This window comes from Candidatus Electronema sp. TJ, assembly GCF_048287355.1.
GTDB lineage: Bacteria > Desulfobacterota > Desulfobulbia > Desulfobulbales > Desulfobulbaceae > Electronema.
Genome location: NZ_JBLWEP010000056.1, coordinates 1 through 12,578 on the forward strand (window position 1 = coordinate 1; position 12,578 = coordinate 12,578).

General features: G+C 54.1%; 12 protein-coding genes. 4 read left to right on the plus strand and 8 right to left on the minus strand.

The window, feature by feature from the left end:
- Positions 1-177: 177 nt before the first annotated feature.
- Entirely contained in the window at positions 178-1,626 is a 1,449-nt protein-coding gene (locus ACNKID_RS05900) for a saccharopine dehydrogenase NADP-binding domain-containing protein (RefSeq protein WP_417912508.1), read from the plus strand.
- A gap of 96 nt (positions 1,627-1,722) precedes the next feature.
- Positions 1,723-2,502 carry a tRNA pseudouridine(38-40) synthase TruA gene (gene truA, locus ACNKID_RS05905; RefSeq protein ID WP_417912509.1) on the plus strand — a complete coding sequence of 260 codons (780 nt, stop codon included), beginning with the start codon at positions 1,723-1,725 and terminating at the stop codon, positions 2,500-2,502.
- A gap of 17 nt (positions 2,503-2,519) precedes the next feature.
- On the opposite strand, the gene ACNKID_RS05910 is transcribed toward truA, so the two are convergent.
- The 6 genes from ACNKID_RS05910 to ACNKID_RS05935 all read right to left on the minus strand — a co-directional run bounded on the left by ACNKID_RS05910 (position 2,520) and on the right by ACNKID_RS05935 (position 6,601).
- Complete coding sequence (locus ACNKID_RS05910; RefSeq protein WP_417912510.1) at positions 2,520-4,013, minus strand: bifunctional metallophosphatase/5'-nucleotidase; 1,494 nt, start codon at positions 4,011-4,013, stop codon at positions 2,520-2,522.
- Between the two features lie 23 nt (positions 4,014-4,036).
- On the minus strand, positions 4,037-5,110 hold the full coding sequence (locus ACNKID_RS05915) for a serine hydrolase domain-containing protein (RefSeq protein ID WP_417912511.1): 1,074 nt from the start codon (positions 5,108-5,110) through the stop codon (positions 4,037-4,039).
- Between the two features lie 297 nt (positions 5,111-5,407).
- Positions 5,408-5,581 (minus strand): hypothetical protein, encoded by a 174-nt coding sequence (locus tag ACNKID_RS05920; RefSeq protein ID WP_417912512.1) that lies wholly within the window; start codon positions 5,579-5,581, stop codon positions 5,408-5,410.
- A gap of 29 nt (positions 5,582-5,610) precedes the next feature.
- Positions 5,611-5,958, minus strand: coding sequence for a hypothetical protein (locus ACNKID_RS05925; protein ID WP_417912513.1), 348 nt, complete (start codon positions 5,956-5,958; stop codon positions 5,611-5,613).
- A gap of 12 nt (positions 5,959-5,970) precedes the next feature.
- Positions 5,971-6,303, minus strand: coding sequence for a hypothetical protein (locus tag ACNKID_RS05930; protein ID WP_417912514.1), 333 nt, complete (start codon positions 6,301-6,303; stop codon positions 5,971-5,973).
- A 40-nt stretch (positions 6,304-6,343) separates the two neighbouring features.
- Positions 6,344-6,601 (minus strand): sulfurtransferase TusA family protein, encoded by a 258-nt coding sequence (locus ACNKID_RS05935; RefSeq protein WP_417912515.1) that lies wholly within the window; start codon positions 6,599-6,601, stop codon positions 6,344-6,346.
- A gap of 131 nt (positions 6,602-6,732) precedes the next feature.
- On the opposite strand from ACNKID_RS05935, the gene ACNKID_RS05940 reads away from it, so the two are divergent.
- Together ACNKID_RS05940 and ACNKID_RS05945 are read left to right on the plus strand one after the other, a co-directional pair.
- Positions 6,733-7,083 (plus strand): hypothetical protein, encoded by a 351-nt coding sequence (locus tag ACNKID_RS05940; RefSeq protein WP_417912516.1) that lies wholly within the window; start codon positions 6,733-6,735, stop codon positions 7,081-7,083.
- Positions 7,046-8,242 (plus strand): YeeE/YedE thiosulfate transporter family protein, encoded by a 1,197-nt coding sequence (locus ACNKID_RS05945; RefSeq protein ID WP_417912517.1) that lies wholly within the window; start codon positions 7,046-7,048, stop codon positions 8,240-8,242. Before ACNKID_RS05940 ends, ACNKID_RS05945 begins: the two co-directional genes overlap by 38 nt.
- 166 nt (positions 8,243-8,408) lie before the next feature.
- Here ACNKID_RS05945 and ACNKID_RS05950 read toward each other — a convergent pair whose 3' ends face one another.
- Both ACNKID_RS05950 and ACNKID_RS05955 read right to left on the minus strand, forming a co-directional pair.
- Positions 8,409-9,017, minus strand: coding sequence for a fibronectin type III domain-containing protein (locus tag ACNKID_RS05950; RefSeq protein WP_417912518.1), 609 nt, complete (start codon positions 9,015-9,017; stop codon positions 8,409-8,411).
- Positions 9,018-9,519: 502 nt separating this feature from the next.
- Positions 9,520-12,405: a metallophosphoesterase gene (locus ACNKID_RS05955; RefSeq protein WP_417912519.1), complete on the minus strand. Its 2,886-nt coding sequence runs from the start codon at positions 12,403-12,405 to the stop codon at positions 9,520-9,522.
- Positions 12,406-12,578: the final 173 nt, after the last annotated feature.

The following is a 12,578-nucleotide window of genomic DNA, read 5'->3' on the forward strand; positions in this document are numbered from 1 at the left end:
CATCTTCAACATCCTTTCGCTCACAGCAGCAGGCGTGTTTCTTTTTGACGAGACCCTGTCTGCCAGCAAGGTGGCAGGCCTGCTGCTGTTCACCATAGCCATTCTGTGCTTCGAGGCAGGATAAACCTGCACCCTGCCGCTGCCTGCGGGCAGTCTTCTGCGCCCATAAAGAACGTTATGATCTCCACGAGAAAGATACTGCTTATCGGTTATGGCGCAGTTGCCAGATGCGTTCTGCCGATCTTGCTGCGGCACATCACTGTTCCATATCAGCATATCACCGTTGTTGACTTCGCAGAACCTCCTGCTGAGCTGCATGCATGGATGGCGCAGGGCATCCGCTTCATTCAAGAACGGCTCACTCCAGACAATCTGCCGCAGATGCTTGCCAGCCATGCGGGGCCGGGCGGACTCGTCATTGATCTCTCGTGGAATGTTGACTCGGTCGAGCTGATGCAATGGTGTCATGATCACGACACATTGTATGTCAACACCTCGCTGGAGGAATGGGATCCGCAGGCTGGAATGCGCAGCCGCAGCACGCTGGAAAAGTCGCTCTACACCCGGCACATGCAGTTGCGGGCCGCTGCCGCCCAATGGCGCAGCACTGCTGCCACTGCGGTGCTGGACCATGGCGCGAACCCTGGCCTGATTTCGCATTTCACCCGACAAGGACTGGCTGACATCACCCGGAACCGGCTGGAGGCGCCAGCTGTCAACAATGGGGAGAAAAGAAGGCTGGCCGAGCTGCTCGATCAGCAGGATTTCGCCCGGCTGGCAATGCGGCTGGGTGTGCGGGTTATTCATTGCAGCGAGCGCGACATGCAGATCACCAGCCGCCCCAAAGAGGTGGATGAGTTTGTCGGCACATGGAGCATCCAAGGCTTGTACGAAGAGTGCGTCGCGCCGGCAGAGATAGGCTGGGGCACGCATGAAGATCCGCCTTCGCTGGCGGCGGTCTTTCCTGACGACGGGCCACGGAATCAAATCTTCCTCTGTCAGATGGGAATGAACACGTGGGTCAGATCATGGATTCCGCAGCAGGAGATTGTCGGCATGGTCATCCGTCACGGCGAGGCGTTCACCATCTCTGACAGTCTCACTGTGCGCGATGAGAATGGCGCGGCAGCATACCGGCCCACAGTCCACTATGCCTATATGCCGTGCCATGAGACGCTTTCATCCCTGCATGAACTGCGCTGCCGCAACTATGAGCTGCAACCAAAACAACGCATCATGCGCGACGAGATCGTGCAGGGAAAGAATGTTCTTGGAGCACTCCTTATGGGGGATTGCGGCGCGTGGTGGACCGGCAGCAGCCTTGACATCAACGAGGCGCGACGGCTGGTGCCGCACCAGAACGCCACCACGGTGCAGGTTGCCATTGGCTTGGCAGCGGCAGTGCTTTGGATGCTGGAGCATCCTTGGCAAGGCCTCTGTGTGCCGGATGACTTGCCCTATGACCGCATTCTCGCTCTTGCCAAGCCGTATCTGGGCGAGTTTCTCTCTGTTCCTTCGGACTGGACACCTTTCATCAACTCGCCTGTCTTCTTCAAAGAACATCCCAAGGTTGCGCTTCATCCGGCCAATCCATGGAGTTTTGAGAATTTCATCTTCCGACCGTAGACAGATGTCTTCTCCTTTACACTGCTTGCAGCTCAGCCCAATGACCGAGATCATCTCTGAAATCCGCGAATACGGGTTTGTCGACAGCGTCTTCCCATGATGCAGCGCAACATCTGTCTGCGCGTCGCCTACGACGGCACTGGCTTCTGCGGCTGGCAGAAGCAGGAGAACGGGACGAGCATTCAAGGGCTGCTGGAGGATGCCTTGGCCCGCATCACCAAGGAGCCGGTGGAGGTCAGCGGCGCGGGCCGCACTGATGCCGGGGTTCATGCCGAAGCCATGACCGCCAACTTCCATACCGGCGCGGCCATGCCTGCGGCGGCCTTTCAGCGGGCGTTGAATTCCATGCTGCCCAAGGCGGTGCGTGTGTTGGAGTCCGCCGAGGCTGCGCTGGATTTCCACGCCCGCTTCTCCGCGCTCGGCAAAACCTACCGTTACGACTTCTTCACCGGCGCAGTGCAGCTGCCCTCCGAACGCCTTTACCGCACCCACACGCCCTGCGCCTTCTTGCCGGAGCGCGTGCGGCCTTGTTTGGAACTGCTTGTCGGCAGTCACGACTTTTCCAGCTTTGAAGCCGTAGGCACCCGCGACCGCAGCAAGACCGAGGGCCGGGGCGCAGTGCGTACCATCTTCCGTGCCGAATGCGTGGCCGATCCAGCCCGGCCTGAGCATTTCTCCTTCCGTTTCAGCGGCGACGGCTTTCTCCGCTGCATGGTGCGCAATCTGGCCGGAACCCTGATCTGGGTCGGCGCAGGCCGTTTAAGCTGCGGGCAGTTCGCCAATATCCTTGCAGCAAAAGACCGCAAGCAGGCTGGCCCGACAGCTCCGGCTTGCGGCTTGTTTCTGGAAAAGGTGGAGTACCAGCCGCAACAATGAGCCTCAATCGCCTTCGCTCAGTTTCCAACCACCTTTTGCAGCTCCTCAATCAGTGCCTTGCGGATGTCGCCTTTGCTTTCCAGCACAGGCGCGGCTGGATTCTTGACTAAAAACTCCAAGCCGCTGTCGCCGACCTTGAGCAGGTATTCAAGCGCAGCCACGGAATAAGTTTTCTTCTCATTGAGCTTCTTGCCGTTGATCAGCCACGGCTGGCCGCCGCCTCCAGCGACATTGCCGGTCTGCAAGTACGACCCGCCGCCTTTGTTCTTCAGGCCCTGATCCAAGGTCTTCCGCAGCAGCGAGCCTTTCATCTTCGTGGTCACTATGTCGCCGCCGAAGGGCAGAATGCGGATGACATCGTATTCTGTGATCTTGCCTGGAGGCAGCACATCATCTATCCGTATCGCGCCGCTGTTGCAGATGGACAGCTCCGTGCCCGGCGCGGCGTGCAGCATGGCCTGCGTGATCAGCTCGGTGAGACGGGTGGAGCGGTTGCGCACGCTGGCTTCAAGGCCGTCCAGCTCCTCAGTGCTGACTGCCACCACCCGTTCCGGCTCAAAGCCTGCTTTGCGGAAGCCGTCATAGCCGATGCCCTGCCACTCCGCCACCGCTTTCGCTGTTTTCTCCTGCTCCGGCAGCGCGTCGGTGACGCGCTCCAAGCGCGAGCTGACATGCAGCGGCTGGGCGGCGGTCTTGTCCCAGCTCAGTTCATGGACATAGACGGTGCGGGCGTTCGCGTCCGCTTTGAAAATCGGGGTGAAATCCTTGCCGCGCCAGAACTGCATGTTCTCGTGCTCATGGCCGCCAAGGATGAGGTCAAGCTCAGGGAAGCGGTTCGCCAAAGCGATGTCGTCCTGATAGCTGAGATGGGTCAGGGCGATGAGGATGTCTGTTTTGGGCCGCAGCTCGGCGATCTTTTCCTGGGCGACGGCAAAGGGATCCTTGTAGCTGACATACTCAGCCTTGTTGCTGGCCAGCGTCAGGCCGAAAAGGCCGATCTTCACGCCCTGCACCTCAATGATCTTGCTCTCAAGCACAGCTGGAAAAGGCTTGCCGTCCTGATCAAAACAGTTGCTGGATATCCAGGTGAACTGCGACTCTTTCAGCCGCTCATGAAACTGTTCTTTCTTGATGTCGAACTCATGATTGCCGAAGGTGATGTAATCCAAGCCGAGGGCGTTCATAGCCGCCACAATCTGCTTGCCAGCAAGCCGGCTCTGCGCATACGGCGCCGTGCCCAGCGCGGAGGGACTAAAAAGGTCGCCGGCCAGCACAGTGAGGGTGTTGGGATTATTGGCCAGCAGGCGGTCGCGCAGGGTCGCCACCCGCGCCAGTCCGCCCTCCTTGCCGCCGCTCACCGGCGCGATCTCATAGACATCATTCATTTGCAGGATGGTGATTCTGACCGGGCTGGCGGCCTGCGGGGTAGGCACGGCGGCCTCCTTTCTGCTGCCCGCGCAGGCGGCGAGCAGGCAGGAGAGGCAGAGGACAGCGAGAATTCTTTTTAGCATGGAACAGCTCCTTGGTGGAAGATTTAGAAAAGGCTCCGAAGAGCATCGTGAAAAAACGGTCTGAACTGCCTGATTTTCGTATTTTCCCGGCTGGGATGCACCCGGTTGCTTAAAAGGACAACGATCAGCTCCGCGTCCGGGTCAATCCAGAATGACGTGCCTGTGAAGCCGAGATGGCCGACACTGGACGGAGAAAACCAGCTGCCGCTGCTGGAGGTTCCCGGAGTCGGGCTGTCAAAGCCCATGCGCCACGTTTGGTCGGGCAGCTGCGGGCGCAAAGCCTCGGGTAGAAATGCCGCCCATGCGCAGCCGCCCGCGCCTTTGTTCTTCCATCCATCTAAAATCGCCCCGCAGAGCCGCAGCACGCCCGCTGCTGTGCCGAACAAACCTGCATGTCCAGCTGCCCCGCCAAACAGCCAGCAATGCTCGTCATGCACTTCGCCTTGCATCACCCTGCCCCGCCACGGACAATCTTCTGTCGCAGCGCAGCGCAGCCGCTCCGCCGCTGTCGGATGATAGAACAGCTCCTCTTCCAAGCCCAGCGGTGCCGTCACGCGCGCGCGGAAGCATTCTGACAAGCTCTGGCCGGTCAATTCCTCCACCAGATGGCCAAGAAGGATGAAGCCGAGGTCGCTGTAGAGACAGCGGCTGCCCGGCTCATAGGCCAGCGGCTCGTCAAGAATCAGGCGGAGCAGTGCCGCTTTGCTCTCCTGCTGCTGCGTCGGCGCGAATTGCTGAAACCACGGCTGATATGCCGCCAAGCCGGAAGAATGCGAAAGCAGGCTGCGCAGGCTGATCTGCGCCTTGTCGGGCGGAATGTCCGGCAGCAGATCGGCAAGGTGATCGTCAGGATGAATTTTCCCTTCAACAAAAAGCGCAAAGCAGATCAGGCTGGTTGACAGGGCCTTGCTCAGGGATGCCAGATCAAAGAGGGTGCCGCCAGTCACGGGGATACAGGTGCGGCTGTTTAAAACACCGGCATACGCGAAAGCGGTCTGCCGGGCCGGGCCGCTGCCGCAGGCGACCGCAGCAGCCGCGCCGGGAAAGACCTGGCCCTTGACACCCTCTTGCAGAAGCTCGTGCAGAAGCCTGTTCATAACTCTGTTGATAAAATGTTGATAACTCGGTTCCGCCTGTTGATAACTTTGTTCAGCAGCAGCCGAAGAGGCCTGTCTGCTAACAAGTTATCAAGAACTTATCAAGATACGACTTTTTATAAAAACAACGTCTTAGTGCTGTTTTCAACAATTTGACAGGCCCAATAACAATAAGTTTTTTATATATATAAAAAGCTCCTGTTGAAGGAGGCGGAGCAAAACCTTGCCAACGAAAAAGGCCCATGATCGTTTCCGATCACGGGCCTCGCGCTCACCGCAGCGGTTCAGCGGTTTGACTCACCACCAGCAGACAGTCTTGTCTGCTGCGAAAATCTTCTGCACCAGCTCGTCATAGTTGGGATTCTCGCCGTAAAGCTTGAACTCGTCCGCTTCCCGGTCCCGGTTGAGGATGGCAACCAAGGTTTGAACATCCTTGTTCGGCTCGGAACGATATACCTGCAGCATTTTCATGATCGTCTTCTCCTCGTCTTCGTCGCGCCTTACTCCGCGCAGGCGGGCGGCGGGGTGTTGGTCTGCTTGGGCAGGCCGTAGGGAATGATATAGTCAGCGTCACGCATCCGCTCGCCCAGCTCTTCCAAGCTGATCTCGGTCAGCGGGACATCGTCCGGCAGGTTCTCCGGCGCAGGCGCGCCGCAGGTGAAGACTTCGCCCTCCATGTCTCCGATCCAGGCGATGTTTTCTGCCATATAGTTGGAGAACTTCGGGAACTCTCCGTTCATGATTACCGGATAGCCGTAATGGTTCTCCACCGCCAGCCCCAGCGCAGAGCGGATGCCGTCGTTGTACGTGCGGTTGGCGATCAGGATGTAAACTTTCAGCGATTCCATGTCACAGGCTCCTTATAGAACGATGTACTTGCCGCATTCGTCCAGCAGTGCGCCGTGGAATGCCTGAGTTCGCATCTGCTTGGCGGTCATTCCGGCGGGAATGTCCTTGACTGAGTCATAGCCCTCGCAGGTGTAGCTGTCCGCGCAGATGGCGAGGTTGTCCTCGCCGCAGAGCTTGGCCAGCGGCTCGAAGCGCGGATCCTTGGTCAGGTGAATGGATTTGTAGGTGAAGAATATCATGGGCTTCTTGCCAGCCCGCGCCGCAGCTTCGGCGATCCCCACGACATGGGTCATGTTCTGGGGCGAGGTGACGAAGATGGCAAGTTTGTTTGGATCGGCAGACATCGGCCTGTTCCTCATTGAGATTGGAGTGGATGGGGGGAGATCAGCCTTTCTGGACGTAGAAGCTCATGTAGCCGCTCTGCTCTTTCTCGCCCAGATACACATGGCCGGAACGGGTGCACCAGCCGGGGATGTCGTTGCGCGAGCCGGGATCGGTGCCGTCAATCTGGAGGATATCACCGGCCTTGATCTTGCCGATCTCTTTTTTGGTGCGCAGCAGGGGCATCGGGCAGCTCAGGCCTTTCGCATCAAGCACTGCTGCTGGTACCAGTCCGTCGGGTGCTGTCTTCACGTCGCTCATTTGGTTCTCCTGTGTTGAAGGATAAAAATATTTCGGGCTGAACCGCCTCTGATCAGGCTGTTTTTCAGCCTCTTTAAAATCGACAAGATTCGTTCTCTATAACGAATGAAGCCGCATCTGTCAAGGGTTTAATGCAGAAGACCTCTGCGAAGGTTTCTCCTATCTTCAGGGAATACAAAGAAAAAGGCTGCTCAGCACCGTCAGTCCTGAAAGATGCGTTCTGCCGCTCTTCCGCTGCATTCTCCGCAGCAGCCGCCGAGCAAAAGAACTGCGGCAGTCTTGCAAAAAAACTGTACAACCAGTGCAAGAAATTATACAATGACAAGCTGGCCGAATGGCCAGCGCGGCAGCAAGAACTTGGGAAACAGAACATCGCGCAGAAGAGCGCGGTCATCAAAAATATTTTTAACCAGAGGGTAAAGACCAATGAGCGAGTCGAGTTTTTTGGGCAAAATCAGAAATCTGTACAAACAGCTCTGTGAAACGGAATGGGATGCCAACATCACCGGCGTGATCATCGCTCTGCTGAGCATATTGATGATGGTTTGGTGGCGGCCTTGGGGCGCGGTGGGCGCAATCCGCAACTGGGGAGACTGGATAGTGTGCGGTCTCGGTCTCGGCGACACGCCGACCTCTCCGCTGCTTGATTCCGGCTCTGTAATTGGTCTCGGCTTTCTCGGCGGCTCCCTTTTGTCAGCTTTTCTCGGCGGTCAATTCGCCTTTCGCTTTCCGCCTTACCGCGAAGCAGTCAAAGGCGCTCTTGCCGGTGTGCTGATGGGTGTTGGCTCAACCTTGGCAGGAGGCTGCAACGTGGGCGGCATGTACAACGCCATCGGCAATTTGGCTGCCAACGGCTTCAGCATGTGGCTGGGCATCGTCGCCGGTGTCATTCTTGGTCTCTGGCTGATTTATAAAGAGATGGAGCACATCAGCTGGGGTTCCAGCGGCGCATGGACTGTTGACATCCCCCGCACGCTTCAGACGCTGCTTGGCTTGGCGACATTGATCGGCCTGATCGCTTGGGCGCGCTGGTATGCCGGATATGACGGCGAAGACAACACAGAATATATCGCCTCTCTGTCCGGTGTTCTGCTGCTCGCCGCCGGGCTGGGCTACGCCATGCACCGTGGCCGCTGGTGCATGATTCAGGGTTTCCGTGAACCGCACATGACTGGCGACTGCACCTTGGCCAAATCCGTGGCTTTGTCCATCTTTATTCTCGCTGTCGGCGGCGCGGTGGTGAAATACGCCGTTCCTATCCGGCTGGAAGGCAATCCTGTGCTTGATCCTGCGAACTATGTGCGCGGAACCTTTGGCTGGGGCGGCGTGGTCGGCGGCTTCCTCTTTGGCTTGGGCGGAATGCTGGCAGGCGGCTGCGGCTCCGGCACACTCTGGCGCGTCGGTGAAGGGCAGCTCAAGCTCTGGATCGTCGTGCCTTTTTTCGGCGTTGCCAACTCGCTGATGACCAGTTGGTTCAAGGAGGCAAAATTTGAGGATGAGGGCATGCTTGGCCGTTTTGTTTATCTGCCTGACGCAATGGGCTACGGCTGGACGCTCGGCTTCATCGCCTTCATAATGGCCTTGTGGTATGTGGTTGTCACTTGGAACGAAGACAGCAACAAGCTGATTGTGCCCATGTGATGCACCTCTGAAAACAAAGCAGGTCAGGCTCTCGAGCGTCTGACCTGCTTTTCTTTTCCTCAGAGCTGTTCCTGCCCTTCCCGCATAAGACCTCTTGCGCAAGGCAGCAAGGGCGAAAGATTTTTCGCCCCTACTTTAAACACAGGCTTGGCGCAGCCATTCAGGTTTATAATACCGCTGTCACGGTGCTGCTTGGCCCGCCTTCTCCGGCTTTGTTGACCGCAATGACGCGATACTCCAAATCCTTGCCGCGCGGCTGATCATTGAGCGTGATTTCGGTGTCAACCGCCATGCCTGCCAGCGTCCATGGGCTGGCACCTTCAGTCAAATCCCGCCGCTCGATCCGGTACGAAGCTGCCGCGCCGCCGTCCGCAGGCTTTTTCCAATCCAAAATCAGCCAGCCTGCGTTCTGCTCCCGCGCTTCAAGCAGCCTTGGCGCACCAGGGACTTCCAGCGCGTGCGGTTCGGACCTGCCTCCCCAGCCTAATTCCGACAATTTGGAATCATCGCCTTGCACCGCGTCTTCAGCATAATGGAGCATGGTTTTCATGTCGGCAACCATGGCCTCAATGTCGGCCTGCTTGGCATCCGTGGCCTGCTTTGCCGCCGCCTGCGCGCTGCCCTGCGCAATGCTGGAACTGTTCGTCGCATCCAGCCGGGCTTGCAGCTGCGCCGGAGTGACCGGCGGTTCAGGGAAATTCGGGTTGTTGGTGAACCCGCTGATCATCTTTTGCGCCAAGGCTATGATTGTCGCTTCAGTGTTTGGAAAACGCATGTTTCGACCCTCCTTGCTTTGATGTTGGTTGTGCTTCCTGAACTGCAAGACCGCGTATGCCTCAATGCCAGTATTTTCCCGGTATTTTTTCGTTTTTTCTTGGAGAAAGCTTGTTTGAACCGTTCTGATTCACGTTTGAATCGGGCCGTTTTCGATTTAAATCGGGATGATTTAAACTTAAATTGCCCCGATTCAAATTGAAATCGGCCCGATTGCGCGTGAATTGCTCCGATTTAAATTGAAATTACCCTGATTTAAATTGAAATCAGCCCAATTTAAGTGTGAATTGCTCCAATTTAAATTGAAACCGGGACGTTTTCGATTTAAATCGCCCCGGTTTAAGTTTGAATCGCCCTGATTCACATTGAAATCGTGTCAATTTAAATTTAAATCAGGGCAATTTAAGTGTGAATCGTCCCGATTTCAATTGAGTTTGGGGCGGTTTAAACGGTGAACGGGCCGTTTTGGGCCGTCGATCTCAGGTATCCGCTTTTGTTTTCACTCAAGCAGACCTGCTGGGCTGCTTTTCCTTTTTAGCTATCGAAGCATAAATCAATTTTATCAACTCCTCGAAACGCATCTCATCTTTTGCAAGAGGCAGTTGTTTGGAAAGGCTTTCATCAATATCAGCATAACGCCATGCCGTGTTCACGCCGAGCGAAAAGGCATCAACGGCTTGCTGAATATCCATATCTGGCGCACCCTGTTTGGAAGTGCTTTCACAATCTTTCGTAAAACAACCTTCTGCTCTTGTATCAAGGAAAAGGCAGAGTCCTAAGACCCTGCAGGCGTGTTGGGCATCACGGAATATGCTTTCATGATACTGACCATATAGCTGTTCAAAAGCCACACCCGATCCGGCAAGACTGAGCTTGGCTTGCTTATTATCTGGCGGGGCAAAAGTTGTTCGGTCTGCAATGCTGACAGCAGCCAGCAATACATTTAAAGCGTGATTACCAGCAGTTCCTTCGGCTGTTCCCCATTCATAATAGAACGCACGATCTTTCTTTCCTGCTGAATAATTATGGAACAGTTGAGCCGCTTGCGCTGCATTATCAGATTTACGATAGAGCTTCGCAAGGTTGGTCAGCAGCTTTAAGTTTCCTGGGTCGCATTCTAATTGAAATTTTCCGATAACAATTGCTGTCTGCTGACGGTTTGTTTTGAGGAAATGTTCAGGGAAATCATAGTTCCACTTCCCAAGCTCTAGTATATAGGTTCCTTTTCCCTTCGCCTTAATGGCTGCTGCGCCGAGAAGGGCAAATATTTCCTGAGAATCGACAGCAAAGTCCTGCTCCAACAGTTCACCGGCGACTTTTGCGATAATTGAGTGCCGGGTGAATATGAACTTGCCCGCTGAGGTGGCGGCAGCCTCTTTGCCCAAGGGTATCAGAATGCCGCCTTTAGGACTTTTATCTGGATTATCATAAATGAATTGAGAGAGCACAGGAGCTGAAAGAAAATCAAAGCCTTCAAGATGCATCAAAGCAATTGCGGCAAATGCATCCAGCAAGGTTTTTCCTCCGCTCTGTTTGATCTCCTGTTTTTTTAAACGGGCAAGGAGCAGCCGGACGTGATCTTTCAATCCATCTGCCAAACGGACGGTGAGCATGGCCCCAAGAAATGCGCCTTCACCCTTTCCAGCTTGGTCAAGAGATGCCTGATAAAGTTTATGGCTTGCCTCTTCATGAGTGCTGCTATGCAGATTTTTTAATCCCTGATCTCCGTATTTTCTCCAAAGCTGGACAATGGCTTCAGCTTCATTCTGTTCAAGTTTGCCAAGGATTATTTCATAAAATGCGCAATGCTGACTCCAGCCAACTCGTGTTCCGCCAGCGGAATACCAATCACTCTGCCGGGCCGCTAAAAGGAAATGAATATCCCGCCGATGCTGGGAAATCCACGACAAGGTTGCAGACAGGTTGCCTGCGATCAGATCGGCATCATCTGAAATGATAAGCCACGGCTTGTCGGCAGGAAAATCACGAAGCTGCTCAATTGGTAAAGGTTTATCACCATGAGTATGTAGAAGCAGATGCCAATCACCGCTTTGATACAGAGCATAGCTCACCTGAATAAGGGCAGTGCTTTTCCCTTCTCCCCCTGCTCCAGAGAGCAGCAGCATTGTCGAACGGTCCTGATCTTTTGCCTGCTTTAAAATTTCAACAGCTTTTGCCGAGGCATTGCGCAAAGGAAGAGCGCGTATAAGCTCCTGATGCCAACTTGGAACAGCCCCATCAAAATATTGAATAAATGCGTTGTCGTTGATTTCCTGCCGACTTCGTGAGGCAATGAATTTCGAGTCAATAAGTTCCCATCCATCCGGCATATCAACAGACAGTGTTTGGTCTGCGTCTTGACTATCTTTTTCTTTTTCAGAAATTGTTTTGTTGCAAGGGAGCGAAAAAGACCACCAGTTACCTTTTACTCTCCTGTCCTCATGCAAATCATCCGAAATTCCCCATCGACTTTCGCTGTCCTTCCAATATCTGGGCTGAAGCAAAATCGTTTTCAGCTCGCTGTCAACCTCTGCCCAAAGAATGCCGTTTTTCCACTTGGTTTCATCACCCTCTCTCACTTGGAAAGCGGCACCAGACTGAATCTGTAGAAATTTTCCTCCGCCAGTTTCCAATGGCTTCGACCGGTTTTCATGCAAGTGCCCATGCAGATAAATTATTCTGTTATCACCAAGCAGATTCTGGATGCGGATGCAGTGCTCAGGAAAGAACCAATCTACAGGATGATGCCCCAGCAGGATACGAAGATCACAGTCTTTGATTTTCTTCAGAGCTGAATTCAGCAAGTCCACTCCGGGTGAAAGCTGCTCTTTGTCTGAGTTGTCACGAGATAACCAAGCGGTGTTGATGCCCGCAACACCGACAGTTCGCTCTTTGATTTTAAAGGTGGATACGAAAGATCCTTCCTCAGATTCAAGCCAATTGTCAGAATACGAGTCTGTAAGAATGATCAACTCTCCAAATTGTTCAACAGCTCGAAGTTCATGAATTTGTCGATCTTGCAGACCGTCAGAACTTGCTCTGAAAAAATTGGAGGCCGCTTTCAGGCGGGAGTCACGTGGGATATCCTTAACATACTTACGCTGGACATCATGGTTTCCAGGGACAATAAAAAACTTCCCTTTCCATTGAAAGCTCTCCAAAATTTTTTTAAGTGGATCAAAGAATTCTTCTATGAATTGAATATATTCATCTTCTACGCCACCATTCGCAATATCTCCTGACATAAAGACCATATCCGGCACAAATCTTGTTTGACATATTTCTTTAACATGATCATGCAGATGGCCGAAGAGTTTTCTTGTCTCATAGTGATCTTTGCCAACATGAAAATCAGATAAATGAAGCCAGCGGATAGGTTCAGATGTCATTTACAGCTCTTTGTTTATCATGAAATTTAACGCAGCCTGTTTTTTATCGTTCAAACACCAATAGCACGTAGACAAATCTGAATACTATCCAAAAAGATAACATGACAAACCGATCTCAAAAAAAACGAAGCGGAACAATTGAACAGGCAAAAAAAAAGAAGGTTAAGCTCGTG